General features: G+C 71.1%; 17 protein-coding genes. 13 read left to right on the forward strand and 4 right to left on the reverse strand.

The features are described 5' to 3' along the window. Positions 1 to 18: 18 nt before the first annotated feature. The 3 genes from ABT296_RS17895 to ABT296_RS17905 all read left to right on the forward strand — a co-directional run bounded on the left by ABT296_RS17895 (position 19) and on the right by ABT296_RS17905 (position 3,089). A complete protein-coding gene (locus ABT296_RS17895; RefSeq protein WP_351928266.1) occupies positions 19 to 1,377 on the forward strand; it encodes a lipase family protein in 1,359 nt (452 codons plus the stop codon). Between the two features lie 131 nt (positions 1,378 to 1,508). Continuing rightward, positions 1,509 to 2,336, forward strand: a complete 828-nt coding sequence (locus tag ABT296_RS17900) for a tetratricopeptide repeat protein (protein WP_351928268.1) — start codon at positions 1,509 to 1,511, stop codon at positions 2,334 to 2,336. A 39-nt stretch (positions 2,337 to 2,375) separates the two neighbouring features. Next, entirely contained in the window at positions 2,376 to 3,089 is a 714-nt protein-coding gene (locus ABT296_RS17905; RefSeq protein ID WP_351928270.1) for a hypothetical protein, read from the forward strand. Positions 3,090 to 3,151: 62 nt separating this feature from the next. Here the strand turns inward: ABT296_RS17905 and ABT296_RS17910 are convergent, their stop codons facing one another. After that, on the reverse strand, positions 3,152 to 3,661 hold the full coding sequence (locus tag ABT296_RS17910) for a DUF4760 domain-containing protein (protein ID WP_351928272.1): 510 nt from the start codon (positions 3,659 to 3,661) through the stop codon (positions 3,152 to 3,154). Positions 3,662 to 3,918: 257 nt separating this feature from the next. Between ABT296_RS17910 and ABT296_RS17915 the strand changes: the two genes are divergently transcribed. Continuing rightward, positions 3,919 to 4,938, forward strand: coding sequence for a LacI family DNA-binding transcriptional regulator (locus ABT296_RS17915; RefSeq protein ID WP_351928274.1), 1,020 nt, complete (start codon positions 3,919 to 3,921; stop codon positions 4,936 to 4,938). 101 nt (positions 4,939 to 5,039) lie between these two features. On the opposite strand, the gene ABT296_RS17920 is transcribed toward ABT296_RS17915, so the two are convergent. Next, the gene (locus tag ABT296_RS17920; protein WP_351928276.1) at positions 5,040 to 7,814 is read right to left on the reverse strand and encodes a glycosyl hydrolase; all 2,775 of its coding nucleotides are present in this window, start codon (positions 7,812 to 7,814) and stop codon (positions 5,040 to 5,042) included. A gap of 272 nt (positions 7,815 to 8,086) precedes the next feature. Here ABT296_RS17920 and ABT296_RS17925 point away from each other — a divergent pair, with 272 nt between their 5' ends. The 5 genes from ABT296_RS17925 to ABT296_RS17945 all read left to right on the forward strand — a co-directional run bounded on the left by ABT296_RS17925 (position 8,087) and on the right by ABT296_RS17945 (position 13,703). After that, the gene (locus tag ABT296_RS17925) at positions 8,087 to 9,388 is read left to right on the forward strand and encodes an ABC transporter substrate-binding protein (RefSeq protein ID WP_351928278.1); all 1,302 of its coding nucleotides are present in this window, start codon (positions 8,087 to 8,089) and stop codon (positions 9,386 to 9,388) included. A 133-nt stretch (positions 9,389 to 9,521) separates the two neighbouring features. Beyond that, a complete protein-coding gene (locus ABT296_RS17930; protein WP_351928280.1) occupies positions 9,522 to 10,469 on the forward strand; it encodes a carbohydrate ABC transporter permease in 948 nt (315 codons plus the stop codon). Next, the gene (locus ABT296_RS17935) at positions 10,466 to 11,371 is read left to right on the forward strand and encodes a carbohydrate ABC transporter permease (protein ID WP_351928282.1); all 906 of its coding nucleotides are present in this window, start codon (positions 10,466 to 10,468) and stop codon (positions 11,369 to 11,371) included. The genes ABT296_RS17930 and ABT296_RS17935 overlap by 4 nt, the downstream gene beginning before the upstream one ends. 62 nt (positions 11,372 to 11,433) lie before the next feature. Continuing rightward, positions 11,434 to 12,864 carry a GH1 family beta-glucosidase gene (locus tag ABT296_RS17940; protein WP_351928284.1) on the forward strand — a complete coding sequence of 477 codons (1,431 nt, stop codon included), beginning with the start codon at positions 11,434 to 11,436 and terminating at the stop codon, positions 12,862 to 12,864. A 107-nt stretch (positions 12,865 to 12,971) separates the two neighbouring features. Further along, positions 12,972 to 13,703: a flavodoxin family protein gene (locus ABT296_RS17945; RefSeq protein WP_351928287.1), complete on the forward strand. Its 732-nt coding sequence runs from the start codon at positions 12,972 to 12,974 to the stop codon at positions 13,701 to 13,703. A 4-nt stretch (positions 13,704 to 13,707) separates the two neighbouring features. On the opposite strand, the gene ABT296_RS17950 is transcribed toward ABT296_RS17945, so the two are convergent. Beyond that, a complete protein-coding gene (locus ABT296_RS17950; RefSeq protein ID WP_351928289.1) occupies positions 13,708 to 14,349 on the reverse strand; it encodes a GNAT family N-acetyltransferase in 642 nt (213 codons plus the stop codon). Positions 14,350 to 14,708: 359 nt separating this feature from the next. Between ABT296_RS17950 and ABT296_RS17955 the strand changes: the two genes are divergently transcribed. The 4 genes from ABT296_RS17955 (at position 14,709) to ABT296_RS17970 (ending at position 18,144) form a co-directional block, all read left to right on the forward strand. After that, positions 14,709 to 14,867 carry a hypothetical protein gene (locus ABT296_RS17955; RefSeq protein WP_351928291.1) on the forward strand — a complete coding sequence of 53 codons (159 nt, stop codon included), beginning with the start codon at positions 14,709 to 14,711 and terminating at the stop codon, positions 14,865 to 14,867. A gap of 42 nt (positions 14,868 to 14,909) precedes the next feature. Beyond that, positions 14,910 to 15,983 carry a glycoside hydrolase family 27 protein gene (locus ABT296_RS17960; RefSeq protein ID WP_351928293.1) on the forward strand — a complete coding sequence of 358 codons (1,074 nt, stop codon included), beginning with the start codon at positions 14,910 to 14,912 and terminating at the stop codon, positions 15,981 to 15,983. A gap of 97 nt (positions 15,984 to 16,080) precedes the next feature. Beyond that, positions 16,081 to 17,538 (forward strand): catalase, encoded by a 1,458-nt coding sequence (locus ABT296_RS17965; RefSeq protein ID WP_351928295.1) that lies wholly within the window; start codon positions 16,081 to 16,083, stop codon positions 17,536 to 17,538. Between the two features lie 81 nt (positions 17,539 to 17,619). Then, the gene (locus ABT296_RS17970; RefSeq protein ID WP_351928297.1) at positions 17,620 to 18,144 is read left to right on the forward strand and encodes a GNAT family N-acetyltransferase; all 525 of its coding nucleotides are present in this window, start codon (positions 17,620 to 17,622) and stop codon (positions 18,142 to 18,144) included. Between the two features lie 35 nt (positions 18,145 to 18,179). On the opposite strand, the gene ABT296_RS17975 is transcribed toward ABT296_RS17970, so the two are convergent. Continuing rightward, the gene (locus tag ABT296_RS17975) at positions 18,180 to 21,083 is read right to left on the reverse strand and encodes an AfsR/SARP family transcriptional regulator (RefSeq protein WP_351928299.1); all 2,904 of its coding nucleotides are present in this window, start codon (positions 21,081 to 21,083) and stop codon (positions 18,180 to 18,182) included. Positions 21,084 to 21,139 lie beyond the last annotated feature (56 nt).

A 21,139-nucleotide genomic window follows, 5' to 3' on the forward strand; every position in this document is an offset into this window, starting at 1 on the left:
AAACAGGAGGAACTCCCCTTGAGCCGCAAGCGATCCGGTTCCCACCCCACCGCTGCCGGTGCGCGTCTGCTCGCCGTGACCGTCGCGGGCGCCGTCTGCGCCTGCCTCCCGGCGCCCGCCGCCGGGGCAGCCGACACGCCGCCCGTCGTCTCCCGCGGGGTCACCATCCCCGCCTTCTACACCCCGCCGGCCCAACTGCCCGCGACGAACGGCGCCTTGATCCGCACCGAGCCGCTGCCGCTCGGCCTGAGCATCCCGGGCCTCGACGGCCGGCCGATGCCGGGCACGGCGACCCGGCTGATGTACAGGTCCACCGACTCCGCGGGCCTGCCGGTCGCGGTGACCGGCGCCTACATCGAGCCGTCCGCCGCCTGGAAGGGGTCCGGGCCGCGGCCGCTGGTGGCGGTCGCCTCGGGCACCATGGGCCAGGGCGACCAGTGCGCCCCCTCGTTCGCCCTGGAGAACCCGCTCACCCTCACCGGCGACACCGTCTCCGTCGGCTACGAGGCCCTCGCCGTCTACCGGATCCTTCAGACCGGCGCGGCCGTCGTCCTCACCGACTACGTCGGCCTCGGCGCCACCGACCGTCTGCACACCTACGTCAACCGCCTCGACCAGGCGCACGCCCTCCTCGACGCCGCCCGCGCGGCCCGCGCCGTCCCCGGCGCCTCGGTCACCTCCGCCTCCCCCACCGGCCTGTACGGCTACAGCCAGGGCGGCGGCGCCAGCGCGGCGGCGGCCGAGCTCCAGTCCTCCTACGCCCCCGACGTCCCGCTCGCCGGAACCTACGCCGGGGCGCCGCCCGCCGACCTCACCTCCACCATGAAGGGCATCGACGGCAGCGCCCTGGCCGGGGCGCTGGCCTGGTCGATCAACGGCTTCGCCCAGGCCGACGCCGATCTGCGCGCCGTCATCGAGGCGAACGTCAGCGACACCGGCAAGGCGGCCCTCAAGGACGCGTCGACCATGTGCGTGGGCGACGCGATCTTCGGCTACGGATTCACCAACAGCACCGAGTGGACGAAGAACGGCAGGTCCGTCGCGGAGATCATCGCCGCCGACCCCCTCGCCCGGGCGGCCCTGGACCGGCAGCGCATCGGCACGCTGAAGCCCTCCGGACCGGTCCGCGTGGTCACCGGCACCCAGGACGACATCGTGCCCCACGCCCAGGCCCGGCAACTGGCCAAGGACTGGTGCGCCAAGGGCGGCAGCGTCACCTACGAGGCCATGGTCCTGCCGAACCTCGGGGACAAGATCCTCACCAACCATCTCGTCCCGCTCATCACCGACCAGGGCGACGCCGTCTCCTGGCTGACCGACCGCCTCGCCGGCAAGCCGTCCACCTCCAACTGCTGGACCATGCCGCTCCAGCCCTGACCGCCCCGCCCGTGCACCGTCGAGTACGCCCCGACCGCCGGTGCACGGCAGGGAACGGTCACGTAACAAGCCTGTCCGCATGGGAAGTTGAGGGCTTCCTTTCCGATCATCGCGGGGACCATGATGTTCGTATGGGCGATGTGAAGAATGTGCGGCAGGGGCGGAGACTGTCCAAGGCGTGGCGCTGGCCCGTAGGGGGGCTGGTGGTCTCCGTCGTGGGCGCCGGGTTCGTACCGGTCGGCGGGCTGCTCTGGCTGCACCTGTTCCTGGCGGTGAGCGCGTTCATCACCCTGGTGCGCATGGCACACCGCGAGATCCCCTTCCCGGTCGCCGTGGCGCAGTGGCGGCTGGGCGGGGACCACCCCGATGTACTGCGCGCCCGGGTCATGACCGCCGCGATGGCCCTTCAGCAGGGGCAGCCGGGCCTCGCGGTGCACCGGCTCGCGACCACGCTGCCCGAACTGGTCCGGGCCCTGGGCGCCGACCACCCCGACACCCTGGCCGCCCGCAACCTGAACCTCCAGATACGCGGCGAGCACGGCGGCCTGACGGACCGTCACGCCGAGATCGCGAGCCTGATCGAGGACTCGGCCCGAGTCCTCGGCCAGGGCCACGCCGACACGCTCGCCGCCCGGTACACCCGCGCCGAGTGGCTCTCCCAGGACGGCCGCACCGACGAGGCCGAGAAGGAGTTCAAAGGTGTCGTCGCCATGGCGACCGAGCACCTCGGCCCCGACCGCGACATCACCCTCATCTCCCGCAGCTCCCTGGCGATCCTGCACCACGAACGCGCCGACGGCACCCCGGCGGACAAGGCGGCCGCGCTCGACGAACTGGCCACCGTCGTCGCGGACATGGAAAGCGCCCTGGGCACCGACCACCCGACGAGCGCGAACACCCGCCGCCTGCTGACCCAGTGGAGAAACACCCACCCCGACCCGACCCGCCCGGCCGGCTGACCCGCCCGCGGGGACGGAGCAAGGACCCATACCTCTTCCATGGACGCACTCGCCTGGATCTCAGCAGCCGTGGCGCTGGCCGGCGCCGTGACGACAGCCGTCCTGGGCTACTGGTTCCAGCGACGTGCGGTGACCGTGGAGCGGCTCAACTACATGACGCAGTACGGGGCGTCGCTCGCCTGGGCGGCGTTCGACCTCCAGAGCCGCCTGCACAACGTCCTCGGGCGCAGGTACTTCGAACTGTTCCTGACCGGGGGCAGCAGGCAGGACGCGGAACTCGCCCGGCGCAGCACCGTCTTCGTCGTCGCCGAGTACCTGGGGTGGGTGGAGATCCTCCGGCGTGACGTGCAGTTCCTGGACCTGGGCCGAACGGAACCCAACCGCAAGGTGATGACCCAGCTCTCCCGGATCAGCGAGACCTTCGGCAAGTCTCCCGCACACTCCGGGGAGTTCAGTCTCTTCCGCATCCAGCAGCGTGCCATCGGCGCCGTGATGATCCACCCGGAGAGCGCGCCGGGCCACCGTCGCTGCCTCGACTATCCGGAGTTCTGCGCACGCCTCGACACCGACGACCGCTTCGGCGCCTGGTTCTCCCCACTGCTCCAGGACGTGGACGCGGTCGCGGCGGACATCACCACGGGCGAGGCACGACTGGCGACCCTGCAGCGACAACTGGTGGAGCTGATCGACCTCCTCGACCCGGACGCCGTCCGTTTCCCGCAGTTCCACCGGCAGGTACGAGGCGAGGGATGACCCGCCGCACCGTACCGCGACGCGGCGGCTGCCGGCCGGGCTCGGCACATGCCCCCGACCGGTCAGTCCTGCGGGAGGGGAAAGCGGCGGCGGCGGAACCGTCTGTCGTTCGTCCGGCGCATGACGTCGTACGGCGTGATCTCCACGTAGACGGCCAGGTGCTCGAAGGACGCCCACAGGCCGCCCGCCCGCCGTTGGTCGAGCAGTCGGCGCTCCCCTTGGATGAAGGGGTCCAGTGCCCGCCACACCGTCTTGATCCCGGTGTAGTGGATCGCGACGGCGATGTGCTCCTCCAGCACTCCGGTCACCACCAGCATTCCGAGGTCCTGGTAGTAGCCGCCGACCAGCAGCACCTTCTCGCGCTCGGCCGGGGGAAGGCCCGAGATGCCCAGCGCGGGGTCCCGGCCGTCCAGGGAGGTCAGGACGAACTCGGTGGCCCGCTTGAACTCGGGCGTGCGCGCGCGGGCTCCCAGCTCCAGGGTGTAGAGCAGCAGGTTCGTACGGCGTGTGTCGGACGCCTGGCGCAGTGCCGAGGCCGCGGCGATCACGACGGCCACCAGAGCAACGGTCAAGGTGAGAAGGTTGAACAGCAACATCGCCCCCAGAATGTCTCGCGCAACGGTGGATCTGCCCGACGCCGGCCCCCGGCACACCCCGGCCGGGGCCCGTTCCACGTATGACCGGAGCTTGCCGGGACCGGTGGGAATGTGATCGTCTTCGGGCCGGCCGTCACCTTGGGAGCGCTCTCACCGATCCCTGGGCTGCCGATATCCTGGAAGAGACCACATCGCCGACGACGGAACACGCACCAGAAGAGGGAGTGCCCGCCTTGCCCGAACCGATCACGGGGCCCCGCCCCACCCTGGAAGCCGTCGCGGCGCGCGCCGGCGTCTCGCGGGCCACGGCGTCCCGGGTGGTCAACGGGGGTGCGGGGGTCCGCGCCCCGCTGGTCGACAAGGTGCGCCGGGCGGTCGAGGAGCTGGGCTACGTGCCGAACCACGCGGCGCGGACCCTGGTCACCCGGCGCAACGGCGCGGTGGCCGTGATCATCGCCGAGCCCGAGTTCCGGGTGTTCTCCGACCCCTTCTTCGAGCAGCAGATCCGGGGCATCAGCCGGGAGCTGACGGCGCACGACTCTCAGCTGGTGCTGCTGTGGGTGGAGGGCCGCGGTGATCATGACAGGATCGCCCGCTACCTCGGCGGCGGCCATGTCGACGGGGCGCTCGCCTTCTCCGTGCACAACGACGACGAGCTGCCGGGCCTGATCGACAAGTCCCGCATCCCGACCGTGTTCGGCGGCCGCTCGGACCGGACCCTCGCGATGCCCTACGTCGACTGCGACAACCGCGGCGGGGCCCGCCAGGCGGTGCAGCACCTCGTCTCCGAGGGGCGGAGCACCATCGCGCACATCGCGGGACCGCTGGATCTGATGGCGGCCCTGGACCGGGCCGACGGCTACCACGACGTCCTCCTGGACGCCGATCCGTCCCTGATGTGCCAGGGCGACTTCACCGAGCGCAGCGGGGCCCTGGCCATGGCCGAGCTGCTGGAGCGGCGCCCGGACGTCGACGGGGTGTTCGTCGCCAACGACATGATGGCCCTGGGCGCGCTGCGCACCCTGCGGGAGCGGGGCGTGCGGGTCCCCGAGGACGTGGCCGTGGTCGGGTTCGACGACATGGCGTCGGTGGTGGAGCAGACCGATCCGGCGCTCACCACCGTGCACCAGGACATCGAGGGCATGGGCCGGCTGATGGTGAAGCTCCTGATGCGGCTGCTCGACGAGAGCGGGAGCCCCGCGCCGGCCTCGGTGATCACGCCCACGTCCCTGGTGCGGCGCGCCTCGGCCTGAGCCGCCGTACGGGGCCGCGCGGACGCAGAGCGGCGGGCACCGGCTCGATCGCCGGTGCCCGCCGTGTCCCGTGGGGAGCCGGGACGGTGACGCCGTTCAGGTCAGCTGAACGGGATCACCAGTACGGAGTTCTCGGTGCCCGTCTGGATCTTGGAGGTGGCGTTGCCGATGGCGCTCCACACCTCCAGCCGGACCGTGCCGTTCGACAGGTTGCCGAGGGTTCCGGTCGACGCCTTCAGACCGCGCGCCTGGGTGTACTGCTCCCAGCCGGTCACCGGGTCGGTGGCGAAGTAGTTGTACGTCTCCGTGCGGTCGAAGCTGCCGTTGCCGGTCAGGTCGTAGCTGACCCTGACCTGCTGGCCGAGGCCGACCGCGGTTCCGGCGTCGACCTGGAACCTGAACGAGGTGGACGCACCCGAGGTGAGCGTGCCGTTGACACCGCGGACCTCGTAGACGAGCGGCTGGTACGGGGTGCCGTCCCGGTTGGCGCCGCCGGCGGAGGCGATGGTGTCGCTGCCCGCCGTGCCGCCGGTGGCCGTGGTGAGCGTGCCGCCGGTCCGCAGCTGGAAGGTGTTCCCGGTCGAGGGATCGGGGTCGGGGTCCGGGTCGGTGCCGGTTCCCGTGCCGGTCGCGGTCGAACGGGCCGGTACGGACAGGGTCTTGCCGTCCGAGAAGGTCACCGTGCGGGCGCTGGAGCCGTAGTTGTGGGCGGCGTAGGTGCGGGTCGTGCCCTTGGTGAAGACGGCGGAGGTGGGAATGTCGCCGGTCACCGAGGGATCGGGGGCCCCGAGCGTGTCGAGGGTGGTGATCCAGTGGTAGGTGTGCGCCTTGGACTCGCCGTCCTCGGGGGTGTAGGAGCCGTTGCCCGCGTCCCACTTGGACTTGGCCGTGGCCGGGTCCGCGAAGGACTGGAACTCCCACAGCAGGTCGCGCCATTCGACGGCGGGGCCGCCGTTCTCGCGTTCCATCTCGGCCAGGTTCCGCCGGATGGCCGCCTTCTCGCCACCGAGGTGGAGGGAGCCGCCGGTCACCGGGAGGACGTTGATGCCGTGGATCTCCTCGGGGTTGGCCGTCCACCAGGTGGCGTAGGCCGCGCCGCTGCCCCAGACCATGCCGGCCGTGTCGTGGCCGAAGGTGGAGGGGAAGACCTGCTCGTCGGCGTCGAACCAGTACTGCGCGATGGCCTCCGCCTCGGTGGTCAGGAGGTAGGTGCCGAGGTCGCGCAGTGAGTTGTCACCGGTGGCCGAGCCCCACAGCACGAGGGCCGCGCTGAGGTTGGTCGACTCCGACGACGACTCCTGGTTGTTCCCGGCCGCGAAGCCCTGGTGGCCGGAGGCCCAGCTGTGGCCCGCGTACACGTCGAAGCCGCGCAGGAAGGGGAAGGCGCTGTCGGTGCGGCTGGCGTTGGCCGTGTCCCGGATCAGGGTCTTGACCATGCCGCCCCAGGCGGAGTCGGCGGCCCAGGACGAGTCGTACTGGGCGACGATCGCGGCCGCGAACACGTAGTAGCTGTAGTGGAAGTGGTGGTCGTTGAGTTCGCTGTCGCTGCCGTAGGAGGCGGGGTAGCCGGTGAGCGTCTTCCACGCCTGGTCGTAGGAGAACTCGTTGGCGCCGCCCGCGGTGAACCAGGCCTGGAGCCGGCCCTTGATGAGTTCGAGGAGCTTGTCGCGGATGCCGGTCTCACCGATCTGGTCGGCCAGCGGCACGAGCTGGGCGAGCTTGCCCAGCGCCTTGCCGGTCCAGTACGTGTCGACGGCGCCGGAGAACGGGTCCGAGGAGTTGGCGACGTCGTTCAGGTAGCCGCGCAGCCGGTTGGTGTCGACGGCGCTGGTCTTCGGCAGCGCGGGCAGCACCGGGGACGACTTCTGCGAGGTGGTGAACGAGGCCGACTCGCGCACCTTCATCGTGCCGCGCGGGGAGACGTAGGTGTACGACGTCAGCGCGTCCGAGGTGTTGAGCCACTGGTGCCGGTAGAGGGCCTGGAGCGTCCCGCGCTCGGTGCCCTCCTTGGCCTCGGTGGTGAGGCTGTAGGTGGCGCGGACGGTGCCGCCGCTGTAGCTCCAGTTCACGGTGGAGCCGGTGACGAAGCTGTAGGCGTACTTGCGGTACGTCGCGAGCGCGTCGGTCGAGGGCAGGACGGCCACCGAGAAGTAGTCCTTGCCGCCGAGGCCGGCGGTGACGGCGGTGCCGGAGACGTTCCAGTCGCTGCCGGTGGGCGCGAACAGGGCGTAGTGGTGCCCGGCGACCGTGATGCCGAGGACGTTGCCCTGGTCGGAGAAGACGGTCGGGGTGGACGCCGTGTTGATCCGGGCGTCACCGCCGGAGCCCTTGGCGTATACGAAGGGCATGCCGTGGCCGATGGTGGTCCGCAGGGTGCGGGTGCCGTCGGACCAGTAGGGCGTGACGGTCCAGTCGGACCAGGCGTCGGCCTTGGTGTCGGGCGAGTTCAACCCGGTGAGGCCGAGGGTGAGGTCGGCCTTGTGGGCGTACTCGTACTGACGGCCCTCGCCGACGATCGCGGGCGAGGTGGGGTAGCCGATCTCCAGTCCGCCCGAGACGGCCTGGTAGGTGAGCGGGTGCCCGTACATGGGGGTGGAGTACGGGTTGTCGCCGTAGCGCTGGAAGGCCAGGGAGGACCACCAGTCGTTGGTGGGGACGGGCTTGCCCTGGGCGTTGGAGGTCACCTTGGGCGTGACCGGTGTGCCGGTGTTGGTCGTCGGGCCGGTCGTCCCGGCCGGGCGGGTGTCGGAGTAGCTGCCGGCTCCGACGGTGATCGTGGCGGCGGCGGCCGGGGTCGCCGCCGGTCCCAGTCCTGCGGCGGCCAGTGCGGCGGCCAGTACCAGCACGGTGGCTGGTCTCTTGCGCGTGGCAAGCATAAAAGGGGCACCTCGTGTCATCACGACGGGGTAGTGGGGTCTCACCGTGTGCGTCCGGAACGTTTCGAGAGCGCTCTCAGATGGCCGGAAACGTAAGACTCCGGTAACGCTGGCGTCAATAGATGCGGCACAGAAGGCAGTTGGACCCCGTGTTGAACCCGTTATGTCTTCGAGTCTTGACGGGACCCCTGCAAAACAGGCACGCTCCACCCGCAGTTTGAGAGCGCTCTCAAGGTGTTCTCGCTCCACCCCGAAGCCAAGGGAGGCTTCCCATGCCCATCGCCCGAGCCGCCAAGAGGGCCACCCTCAACCTGGGGGCGGTCGTCGTCGCCGGTACCCTGCTCGCCGCCTGCGGAGGTTCCTCCGAGGACACCTCCGACAGCGCGGGCGGAAAGGTCACGATCACCGTCGACCTCTTCGGATCCTTCGGCTACAAGGAGGCCGGGCTCTACGCGGAGTACGAGAAGCTCAACCCCGGCGTCACCATCAAGCAGACCGACACCGAGGACGAGGCCGACTACTGGAAGTCGCTGCAGACCCGCCTCGCGGGCGGCGGCGGACTCGCCGACGTCCAGGGCATCGAGGTCGGCCGGATCGCCTCGGTGACCCAGCTGCAGGCCGACAAGTTCGAAGACCTGAAGAAGTACGGCGCCGACGAGCTCAAGGGCGAGTTCGCCGAGGCCAAGTGGTCCGCCGCCACGGGCAAGAACGGCGAGGTCCTCGGCCTCGGCACCGACGTCGGCCCCGAGGCCATGTGCTACCGCACCGACCTGTTCAAGAAGGCCGGCCTGCCCACCGACCGCGAGGAACTCGCGAAGAAGTGGTCCAGCTGGGACGGCTACATCGAGCTCGGCAAGCAGTACAAGAAGAAGGCCCCCGCCAAGAGCGCCTGGCTGGACAGCGTCGGCAGCCTCTACTCGATCATGATCGGCCAGGAGAAGGAGCGTTACTACAACGCCTCCGGCGACCTGATCTGGGAGACCAACCCGGCGCTGAAGACCGCCTGGGACACCTCCGTCGAGGCGGCCGAGGGCGGGCTGAGCGCCAAGCTCGACCAGTGGTCCCCGCAGTGGAACCAGGCCTTCGCCGCCGGCTCGTTCGCCACCATCCCGTGCCCCGCCTGGATGCTCGGCTACATCAAGGGCCAGGCCGGTGACGCGGGCGAGGGCACCTGGGACATCGCCACGCTGCCCGGCGGCGCCGGCAACTGGGGCGGCTCCTACCTCTCCGTGCCCAAGGCGGCCGAGCACAAGAAGGAGGCGTACGAGCTGATCAAGTGGCTCACCGCCCCCGAGCAGCAGGCCAAGCTCTTCCAGAAGCAGGGCAACTTCCCCTCGGCCACCGGCGCGATCGACCAGGTCGCGGACGCGAAGGACCCGTACTTCTCCGACGCCCCGATCGGCCAGATCTTCGGTGACGCCGCCAAGGCGGCCCCGGTCCAGGTGCTGGGCATCCACGACCAGAACGTGGCGCAGCAGATCACCAACGCGCTGAGCGAGGTCGAGCGCAAGGGCACCTCCTCCGACAAGGCGTGGGCGAACGCCAAGAAGGGCGTCGACAACACCATCGGCTGACCCGTCGCACCGGGGCCGGTCCCTCGCGCGGACACCCGTCCGCGCCCGGGACCGGCCCCGGGCCCCGCCACTTCTCCCGCCCGGCTCCCGCCGCCACCGGCATCCGGCACCCACTCATCCGAAGGGCCGCACCGTGACCCTCACCGCCCCCGCGAAGCCGATCTCACCGCCCCGCCCGCATGCCGCCCGGCGCGCGTGGCAGAAGGTCTCGCCCTACGCCTACATCGCCCCGTTCTTCACCCTGTTCGCCGCCTTCGGCCTCTTCCCGCTGATCTACACGGCGTTCGTGTCGCTGTACCGGGTCGAGCTCCAGACCCCCGGCGAGATGGAGTGGCGCGGCCTCGACAACTACACGGCGCTGCTGAGCGACGAGTTCTTCTGGACCTCGCTGCGCAACACCTTCACCATCGGCGTGATCTCCACCGTGCCGCAGCTGGTGATGGCACTCGGCCTCGCCCACCTGCTCAACTACCGTCTGCGCGGCCGCACTTTCCTGCGTACGGCGATGCTGCTGCCCTACGCCACGTCCGTGGCCGCCGCCACCCTGGTCTTCGCCCAGCTCTTCGGCCGCGACTTCGGACTGATCAACTACGTCATCGGCCTCGTCGGCATCGACCCGGTCGACTGGCAGACCGGCACGGTCGCCTCGCAGATCGCCGTCTCCACGATCGTCATCTGGCGCTGGACCGGCTACAACGCCCTGATATACCTGGCGGGCATGCAGTCCATCCCGGGCGAGCTGTACGAGGCCGCCGAGGTGGACGGCGCCTCGAAGTGGCGGCAGTTCTTCCATGTCACGCTGCCCGGGCTGCGTCCGACGATCGTCTTCACGGTCATCGTCTCCACCATCGGCGCCACCCAGCTCTTCGGTGAGCCGCTGCTGTTCGAGGGCTCCATCTCCGGCGGCATCTCGCACCAGTACCAGACGCTCGGCCTGTACATGTACGAACAGGGCTGGGGCTTCTTCCACCTGGGCCGGGCCGCGGCCATCGCCTGGGTGATGTTCCTGCTGATCCTGGTGCTCGTCGGGGTCAACGCCCTGCTCGCGCGCCGCAGTTCCCGCAAGGAGGCCGGCCGATGACCGCGCTCGCCGAACCGCCGGTGCAGGACAAGCCGACCCAACGGCCCACCCTCACCGCACTCCGCCGCCGCTCCCGCGCGGGGCGCACCAACCACGGCGGGCCCCTCGCCTACGCGGTCCTGATCGTGGCCGTGCTGGTCTCCGCGTTCCCGTTCTACTGGACCATCGTCGCCGCGAGCCGCTCCAACGCCGACCTGGCGAAGGTGCCGCCGACGCTGCTGCCCGGCTCCAACCTCATCAAGAACTTCGAGGCGGTGATGGAGGAGGCGGACATCGGCAAGGCGCTGCTGAACTCGTTCATCGTCTCCGGGTCGATCACCGTCGGCACCGTGCTCTGCTCCACGCTCGCCGGATTCGCCTTCGCCAAGCTCCGCTTCCGGGGCCGGGGCGCGCTGCTGGCCATCACCGTCGGCACCATGATGATCCCGCCGCAGCTCGGGGTGATCCCGCTGTTCATGCTGATCGCCGAACTGCAGTGGGTGAACCAGCTCCAGGCGGTGATCCTGCCGGGTCTGGTCTCGGCGTTCGGTGTGTTCTTCATGCGCCAGTACCTCGTGCAGTCCCTGCCGGACGAGCTGATCGAGGCGGCGCGGGTCGACGGCGCGTCCACGGCGCGGATCTTCTGGTCGATCGTCGTGCCGGTGGCCCGGCCCGGCATGGCCGTCCTGGGCCTGCTGACCTTCATGGCCGCCTGGAACGACTTCTTCTGGCCCATCGTCGCCCTGACCTCCTCCGAACCGACCGTCCAGGTCGCCCTGCGCCAGCTCGGCGGCGGCTACGTCCACGACCAGTCCGTGATCATGGCGGGCACCCTGCTCGGCACGCTGCCCGTCCTCCTCGTCTTCGGCCTGCTGGGCCGTCAGATCGTCGGCGGCATCATGCAGGGCGCGGTCAAGGGCTGACGCGCGCACCGGCCCCGCCCCCCTTCCCGCACCACCGTCTCACTCCTGGGAGTTCCATCCTCATGACCGCGCTCGACACCCGCCCCGACACCATGACCCACCGTTTCCCGGCGGACTTCCGCTGGGGCACGGCCACGGCGGCGTACCAGATCGAGGGAGCCGCCACCGAGGACGGCAGGACCCCGTCGATCTGGGACACCTTCAGCCGTACACCGGGCAAGGTCCGCAACGGCGACACCGGGGACATCGCCGCCGACCACTACCACCGGCTCAGCGAGGACGTCGCCCTGATGCGGCGGCTCGGGGTCACCGACTACCGCTTCTCGGTCGCCTGGCCGCGGGTCCAGCCGACGGGCCGCGGGCCGGCCGTGCAGAAGGGGCTGGACTTCTACCGCCGTCTGGTCGACGAGCTGCTGGAGGCCGGTATCCGTCCGGTGGCCACGCTCTACCACTGGGACCTCCCGCAGGAGCTGGAGGACGCGGGCGGCTGGCCGCAGCGCGAGACGGCGCAGCGGTTCGGCGAGTACGCGCACATCATGGCCGGTGCCCTCGGCGACCGGGTGGCGACCTGGACCACGCTGAACGAGCCGTGGTGCGCGGCCTTCCTCGGCTACGGCAACGGTGTGCACGCCCCCGGCCGGACCAGCGCGCTCGCCTCGCTGCGCGCCGCACACCACTTCAACCTCGCGCACGGGCTGGCGGTCGGCGCGCTGCGCTCCGCGCTCGGCAGCGGCTCCGAGATCTCCCTGACCCTGAACCTGCACGCCGTGCGCCCGAACTCGCAGGCGCCCGAGGACCTGGACGCGGCCCGGCGGATCGACGCGGTCGGCAACCGGGTCTTCCTCGACCCGGTCTTCCACGGCACGCTCCCCCAGGACCTGATCGTCGACACGGCCCCGGTGACGGACTGGTCGTTCGTCCACGACGGCGACCTCGCCACCGCCTCGGCCCCGATCGACTCGCTCGGCATCAACTACTACTCGCCGACCGTGGTCGCCGCCGCCCCCTCGGCCGAGCCGTTCACGGACCCGTCGCCCTGGGCGGGCGCCGAGCAGCACGTCCGCTTCCTGCCCGCGCCGGGTCCGCGGACCGCGATGGACTGGCCGGTGGACGCGAACGGCCTGCACGAGCTGCTGCTGCGCCTGCGCGACGACCTCCCGGGCACCCCGCTGGTGATCACCGAGAACGGTGCCGCGTACGACGACTACGCCGACCCGTCGGGCGAGGTGAAGGACCCCGAGCGGGTGGAGTACCTGCACGCCCACCTGGCCGCGGTGCACCGCGCGATCGAGGACGGCGCCGACGTGCGCGGCTACTTCCTGTGGTCGCTGCTGGACAACTTCGAGTGGGCCTACGGCTACAGCAAGCGGTTCGGCATCGTCCACGTCGACTTCGCGACCCAGCGCCGTACCCTCAAGGACAGCGCCCGCTGGTACGCGGACGTCATCGAGCGCGGCGGCCTGGAGGGCCGGACGGGCGGCGGCCCGCGGTAGGTCCCACCACGCCACCCCTGTGACGGACGGCCGGACGCGTCCGTCACAGGGGTGCACCACGGGTGTCGAAGCGACCCGAACCGTCCCGCACGCGAGACGCTGCCCTCATGACAGCCTCCTCCTCCGCCGACGGCGGGCCCCGCTTCGACGACCTCACCGCCCTGTACATCAACTGCACCCTCAAGCCGTCCCCGCAGCTGAGCCACACCCAGGGTCTGATCGACAAGAGCGCCGAGATCATGATGGAGCGCGGGGTCACCACGTCCGAGATCCGCGCCGTCGACCATGACATCGCCCCCGGGGTGTACCCGGACATGACCGAGCACGGCTTCGCCACCGACGAATGGCCCACGCTGTACGAGCGGGTGATGGCGGCGGACATCGTGGTCGTCGCCGGACCCATCTGGCTCGGCGACAACAGCTCGGTGACCAAGCGTGTGATCGAGCGGCTCTACGCCTGCTCCGCTCTCCTCAACCCCGACGGTCAGTACGCCTATTACGGCCGGGTCGGCGGCTGTCTGATCACCGGCAACGAGGACGGGGTGAAGCACTGCGCCATGAACGTCCTCTACAGCCTCCAGCACCTCGGCTTCACGATCCCGCCGCAGGCGGACGCCGGCTGGATCGGCCCGGCCGGTCCCGGGCCCTCGTACCTCGATCCGGGTTCGGGCGGTCCGGAGAACGACTTCACCAACCGCAACACCTCGTTCATGGCCTGGAACCTGATGCATCTCGCCGCCCTGCTCAAGCGCTCCGGCGGCATCCCGGCGTACGGCAACCAGCGGACGCTGTGGGAGGCGGGGTGCTGGCCGGGCGCGGACAACCCCGAGCACCGCTGAGGCGTCAGACGTTCAGGCCGGCCCCGGACCGCCTGCGCGCGAGGCGCCGTTCCAGTCCCTCCCGGGTCCGCGGCCACTCCTCGGCGATGACGGAGAAGATCGCGGAGTCGCGGAGCCTGCCGTCCTCGCCCGGCACCCAGGAGCGGGACCAGTTCCGCAGCACGCCCTCGAAGCGTGCGCCCGTCCTCTCGATGGCGGCCCGGGAGCGGACGTTGCGCGCGTCGGTCTTCAGGTCGACGCGCGCCACCTCCCAGCTCTCGAAGGCGTGCCGGAACAGCAGGTACTTGGCCTCGGTGTTCACACCCGTACCCTGCGCGGACGCGGCGAGCCAGGTGAAGCCGACCTCGATCGCGCACAGACCGGTTCCGTCCGGCCAGGGCCGGGGATCCCAGAAGGAGGTGGCGCCGACGGCCCGCCCCGACACCGGGTCGACCTGCGCGTACGGCGCCAGCTTCCCCGCGGCGGCCCGGGCGAGCTGAGCGTCGACATACCCCTCGACCTCGGCGGCCTCGGGCACCCAGGTGAACCGGTACGAACCGCGATCCTCCTCCGCCGCCAGGGCCAGATCCGCCGCGTGACGCTGCTCCAACGGCTCCAGCCGCACGAACGCGCCTTCCAGAACAGGCCCCTCAAGCACAAAACTCATCCGCCACCCATCACCAACCCGCACGGCTCCTCCGCACCCGGCCCGTAGCGTCCCAGAGCCCACACGCCCTGTCGCGCGAATTCCACGGCGGTCGTGGGTCGACTCACGTTCCGCCCCTCGCGTGCCAGACGCCGCCGTACGCGGCGAACCGTCCGCGTGGCGGAGCGCGATCCCCTGGTGCAGGAAGTCGACGTCGATCTCCTTGGCGAAGACATAGCGTCCTCGAAGAAGGGGAAGACCACCCGGCCACGTCGGCAAGCTCATCCGCACGCCGACAGCCCCGCCCCTCCCCCTCCGAGAAGGCCAGGTCCATGACTCGTATCGCCCGCCCCCTGCCGGATCGTACGCAGCGTCCGCCGATGGGATGGAACAGCTGGGACTGCTACGGGACCACCGTCACCGAGGAGGAGGTGCTCGCCAACGCGGAGTTCATGCACACGCACCTGCTGCACTACGGGTGGGACACCGTCGTGGTGGACATCCAGTGGTACGAGCCCACCGCCCGGGCCCACGGCTAAAACCCCGACGCACCGCTCGAACTCGACTCCTTCGGACGGCAGTTGCCCGCACCCAACCGCTTCCCCTCCTCGGCGGGCGGCGCCGGGTTCGGCCCGCTCGCCGAACGGGTGCACGCCCTCGGTCTGCGGTTCGGCCTGCACATCATGCGCGGCATCCCACGCCGTGCCGTGGCCGCCCGGCTTCCGGTGGCGGGAACCGGGTTCACCGCGGACCAGGTGGCGGACACGACGTCGGTGTGCCCGTGGAACTCGGACAACTACGGCCTCGATCACGGTCATCCGGGCGCGCAGGCGTACTACGACGCCCAGGTCGCCCAGTTCGCCGCATGGGGCGTGGACTTCGTCAAGGCGGACGACATGCTGCATCCGTTCCACGAGCGGGAGATCGCGGCCTACGCGCGGGCGATCGAGCGCAGTGGACGGTCGATCGAGCTGAGTCTGTCGCCCGGCACCGATGTCTCCCTGGCCCACCTGGACCGTCTTCGGGAGCACGCCACGATGTGGAGGGTCTGCGACGACCTGTGGGACCGGTGGGAGGACGTGGAGGCCCAGTTCGCGCGGATGGCCCGCTGGGCGCCGTCGCAGAGCCCGGCGGGCTGGGCCGACGCCGACATGCTCCCGCTCGGGCGGATCGGGATCCGGGCCGAGCGCGGACAGGACCGGCTGAGCCGGCTGACCCGGGCCGAGCAGATCAGCCTGCTCAGCCTGTGGCTGGTCTCGCGTTCACCGCTGATGATGGGCGGCGACCTGCCCACCAGCCCGCCCGAGACCATCGAGCTCCTCACCAACGAGGAGGCCCTGGCGGTGCTGTGGCACGGCACCGCGGGCCGCGAGGTCCTGCGCGAGAACGGCCTGGTGCTGTGGACCGCGGAGGACACCGACGGGGAGCAGCGCTACGCGGCCGTGTTCTCGCCGGCGGCGGAGCCCCGCCGGGTCACGGTCCCCCTCGGCTCGATCGGTCTCCGTCCGGACGACCGGCTGCGGGAGCTCTGGACCCGCCGCGACGTCCCGCACGACGGCCGCAGCGTGGAGGTGGATCTGCCGGCGCACGGCGCCGTGCTGCTCCGCGCCACCGGTGAGAGCGAAGCCCCGACTGCGGGTCGTGACGCCCGGTGACGTGATCTCCGAACGGTCACACAGCGTCACGCCCCGAGTAGCGGCTTTCACCCGGCCGGAAGAGGGTAGTCGGGCGAGACGACGAAGGGACTGAGCGATGAACGAGAGCCGACCCGCGACGACGTCCGACTCCGGCGCCCCCGTGGAGAGCGACGAGCATTCGCTCACCGTGGGACCGGCAGGTCCGATCCTGTTGCAGGACGCGTACCTGATCGAGCAGATGGCACAGTTCAACCGGGAGCGCATCCCCGAACGGCAGCCGCACGCCAAGGGAAGCGGCGCCTTCGGTCACTTCGAGGTCACCCACGACGTGAGCCGGTACACCAAGGCCGCCGTATTCCAGCCCGGCACCCGCACCGACCTGGTCGCCCGCTTCTCCACCGTGGCAGGCGAACGCGGCAGCCCCGACACCTGGCGCGACCCCCGCGGCTTCGCGGTGAAGTTCTACACCTCCGAGGGCAACTACGACATGGTCGGCAACAACACGCCGGTCTTCTTCGTGAAGGACCCGATGAAGTTCCAGCACTTCATCCGGTCCCAGAAGCGGCGGGCCGACAGCAACCTGCGCGACCACGACATGCAGTGGGACTTCTGGACGCTGTCCCCGGAGTCCGCGCACCAGGTGACCTGGCTGATGGGCGACCGCGGTATCCCGAAGACCTGGCGCCACATGAACGGCTACACCTCCCACACCTACATGTGGATCAACGCGGCCGGCGAGCGGTTCTGGGTGAAGTACCACTTCAAGACCGATCAGGGCATCGACTTCCTCACCCAGGACGAGGCCGACCGCATCGCCGGGGCGGACTCGGACTACCACATGCGGGACCTGTTCGAGCACATCCGGGACGGGGACTTCCCGTCCTGGACGCTGCATGTGCAGGTCATGCCGTACGAGGAGGCGGCCGCCTACCGCTTCAACCCGTTCGACCTGACGAAGGTCTGGCCGCACGGCGACTACCCGCTGATCCCGGTGGGCCGTATGACGCTGGACCGCAACCCCACCGACAACCACGCCGAGATCGAGCAGGCGGCGTTCCAGCCCAACAACCTGGTCCCCGGCATCGGCCCGAGCCCCGACCGGATGCTGCTGGCGCGGCTGTTCTCCTACGCCGACGCCCACCGGGCCCGGATCGGCGTCAACTACCAGCAACTGCCGGTCAACGCACCCGTCGTCGACGTCCACACGTACTCCAAGGACGGCGCGATGGCGTACCGCAGGACGAGCGACCCGGTGTACGCGCCGAACTCCAAGGGCGGCCCCGCGGCCGACACGGAGCGTTACGGCTCCCCGCCGAGCTGGGCCGCCGACGGGGAGATCACCCGGACGGCGTACGTCAGCCACGCCGAGGACGACGACTGGGGCCAGCCGGGCACGCTCGTGCGGGAGGTCCTGGACGACGCGGCCCGTGACCGGCTCGTCGACAACGTGGTCGGTCACCTCCTCGACGGCGTGAGCGAACCGATTCTCGAGCGTGCGTTCGCCTACTGGTCGAACGTGGACGCCTCGCTCGGCAAGCGCATCGCCGAGGGGGTCCGCGCCAAGCAGGGCTGAGCGGTCACGGACGGCGGACCGCCGTGGGGGCGCCCCCGTATTCGGTGGGCGCCCTCCGGTATGCCGGGCAGAATGCGGCCCATGCGTATCCGAGCCGTGCGCCTGGACGAACTGCCCGTCCTCCAGGACATCGAGCGCGCCGCCGGGCAGTGCTTCGACTCCGTCGGCATGCCGGAGATCGCCGAGGACGAGCCGCTCCCCCTCGATGTGCTCGCCCGGTATCACCACGCCGGGCTGGCCTGGGTGGCGGCCGACGACTCCGATGCCCCGTCGGCCTACCTGATCGCCGACCGTGTCGACGGAAACCTGCATGTGGAGCAGGTCTCCGTGCACCCGGACCATGCGCGCCGGGGTGTCGGGCGGCGGCTGCTGGAGCATCTCGCGGCCCATGCCAGGAGCGAGGGGGTACCGGCGCTGACCCTCACCACGTTCGTCGAGGTGCCGTGGAACGGCCCCTACTACGCGCGGTGCGGTTTCGAGCCCATGGAGGACGGCGGAATCGGGCCCGGCCTGCGGCGGATCCGCGAGCAGGAGGCGGCGCACGGCCTGGACCGCTGGCCGCGGGTCTGTATGCGCCGGGCGCTCGCGTCCGGGGCGCCTCGCTGAACTCAGGGGTTCACGTCCACGGCGGCTCGCCGACCTCAGAGGGTCCCGTCCAGGGCGAGGCGCAGGCAGTCGGGGGTGGCGGCGCCCTGGGACCAGGCCGCCTCGTACTCCCGGCCGCCCAGGGCCTCCCGTACCCGGTGCTCGGCGGCGGCGTGGGCGTCGTGGAACGGCCGCAGTCCGATGAGCGCCACTCCGGTGTCCTGCCGCAGGCGGTGCGCGGCACCGAGCAGGCGTGCCGCCGGCTGGTGGCGGCCGGTGGCCGCCATGGCCCAGGCCAGGGTCTCCACTCCCCAGACGGGGCCCCAGGTGTCGCCGATGGCCCATTGCCGGGCCAGTGCCTCGCGCAGGTGGTGCGGGGAGCGGTCCGCCCGGCCGTGACGCAGTGCGAAGAGTCCCGTGCACCACTGGGCCCAGGTCCGGGCCCACTCGGCGCCGCTCTCCGCGGCCTCGGTGACGTAGATGTCGAGGGCGGTGCCGGCTGCCTCCCGGTCGCCGAGGAACGCCTCGGCCATCGCCCGGAGCATGGTGGCCATGTGGGCGTCGCCGCTCTGTCCGGCCGCGCGGAACTGTTCGCGTGCCTCGGCCAGCAGGGCGGCGGAGCGCGGGTCGCCCCGGACGAGCAGGGCGTGCGCGCCTTCGATGAAGGTCAGCGGTGGGGCCTCCGCCGCGCCGTCGGGGAGCCCGTGGGCCAGGGCACGGCATTCGGCGAGGAACGTCTCGGCGGAGGGGTTGTCGCCCTGGCACAGGGCGATCCACGCCTTCATCGCCAGCCCTCCCGCGAGCAGGGCGGGGGGCGGGGCCGTGCTGAGCGGGAGGAGGCGTTCCAGCCAGTGCCGGCCCTCGCCCAGGGTGCTGTTGAAGAACCAGCACCGGGTGCGGGCGAGGTTGACGGCGATCTCCACGCCTGCGTCGGCCCGGTCGCCGCGCGTGCTGCAGTAGTCCAGCGCGGTACGGAAGTTGGGGAGTTCCGCCCGGAGCCGCATCAGCCAGTCGACCTCGCCCCGGCCGCACCACCGTTCGCCGGCGTGTACGGCCAGGGTGCGGTAGTGGTCGCTGTGCCCGAGGCGGAGGGCGTCGTCGAGGCCCTCGGCGCGCAGGCGTTGCCGGCCGTACTGGCGGATGGTCTCCAGCAGGGCGTACCGGGCGCGGTCGCCCGAACTGTTCACCGTCACGATCGACTTGTCCGCGAGCCCGGCCAGCAGGTTGAGCACGTCGTCCCGGTCGATGCCCTCTCCCCCGCACACCGCCTCGGCGGCCTCCAGGTCGAATCCGCCGGCGAACACGGAGAGCCGGCTCCACAGCAGCCGCTCCCGGGGGGTGCACAGTTCGTAGCTCCAGTCGACGACACCGCGCAGCGTGTGCCGGTAGCGGGTGGCGGGGTGGCCGTAGGGGACGGACAGGAGGCGGAAGCGGTCGTCGAGGCGTTCGAGGATCTCCTCGGCGGTCATCGTGGTGAGCCGTACCGCGGCGAGTTCGATGGCGAGGGGGATTCCGTCCAGTCGGCGGCAGAGCTGGGCGACCGAGGAGCGGTTGCGGGCGGTGATCCGGAACGCGGGTGCGGCGGCGACGGCGCGGTCGGCGAAGAGCCGTACGGCCTCGGCGCGGTCCGGCTCCGTCTCGTCGGCCTCGGGCACGGTCCCGGTCCGTTCGGCGGGTGCCGGGGCACGGGGCTCGGGGACGGTGAGCGAGGGCACGGTGAGGATGTGTTCGCCGGGTACGGCGAGCCGGTGCCGGCTGGTGGCCAGGACGCGCAGTCCGGGGGCCGCCCGCGCCATTCTCAGGACGAGTGCCGCGACCTCGTCGACGAGGTGTTCGCAGTTGTCGAGGACCAACAGCAGCCGCTGGTCGCGCAGATGGTCCAGGACGGTGTCCACGGCGGGCCGGGCGGAGTGGTCGCGCAGGCCGAGCGCCTCGGCGACGGCCCGGTCGAGGAGTTCGGGGTCGGTCAGGGGCGCGAGGTCCGCGAGGCGGACGCCGTCCGGGAACGCCGCCTCCAGGTCCGCCGCCGCGCGCAGCGCGAGCCGGGTCTTGCCGACGCCGCCGACTCCGGTCAGCGTGACCACCCGCGCGGACGCCAACAGGGTCCGCAGTTGGGCCAGTTGCTCCTCGCGGCCGATGAAGGTGGTCAGGTCGGTGGGCAGGCGTGCCACTCCGCGGGGGGTCGTGGGCGCGGTGTCGCGCACGTCTCCGGGTGCGGCGGCGAGCAGTCGCCGGTGCAGGCGCTTCAGTTCCGGGCCCGGGAACACCCCGAGTTCGTCGGCGAGGAGTCGGGCGACCTCGCGGTAGCACTCCAGTGCTTCGCCCTGTCGCTCGCAGCGGGAGAGCGCGGTCATACGCTGGGCCCAGAACCGTTCGCGCAGGGGGTGCGCCCCGATGAGCGCGCGCAGTTCGGGGAGGACGTCGGCGGCCCGGCCGAGCGCGAGGTCGGCGTCGATCCGCAGTTCCAGGGCGTCCAGGCGTTGCTCGTGCAGGGCCGGCACGAGGTCGTGGAGGAGGTCCGCGGGGAGGTCGGAGAGCGGTTCGCCGCGCCACAGGGCGAGTGCCTCACGCAGGCTGAGCGCGGCGCCGGCGGCCGTGCCGTCCTTGAGTGCGGTGCGGCCGCGGTGGACGAGGGCGGTGAAGCGGTGCAGGTCCAGGGCGTCCGCGTCGACCTCGATGCCGTAGCCGCGGGAGTGGGTGACCAGCGGGGTGGCGTCCGTGGCGGAGCCGAGGACCCGTCGTAGGCGCAGGACGTAGTTCTGGAGTGTGTTGCGGGCCCGTTCCGGGGGCCGCTCGCCCCACAGGCCGTGCATCAGCCGTTCCACGGTGACCACTTGATTGGCCTCGGCGAGCAACGCCACCAGCAGCAGCCGGAGTTTGGTGGCGCCGATGGCCACCGGGCGCCCGTCCCGGCGGACTTCCAGCGGCCCCAGCACCTTGAACTCGTACCGTGCGCTCACTGCTCCCTCGGTGTTCCGTGCCGCGAATTCCGCGAGCATACGACACTGAGTGACCG

Source organism: Streptomyces sp. NPDC000983 (genome assembly GCF_040299205.1).
Taxonomy (GTDB): domain Bacteria; phylum Actinomycetota; class Actinomycetes; order Streptomycetales; family Streptomycetaceae; genus Streptomyces.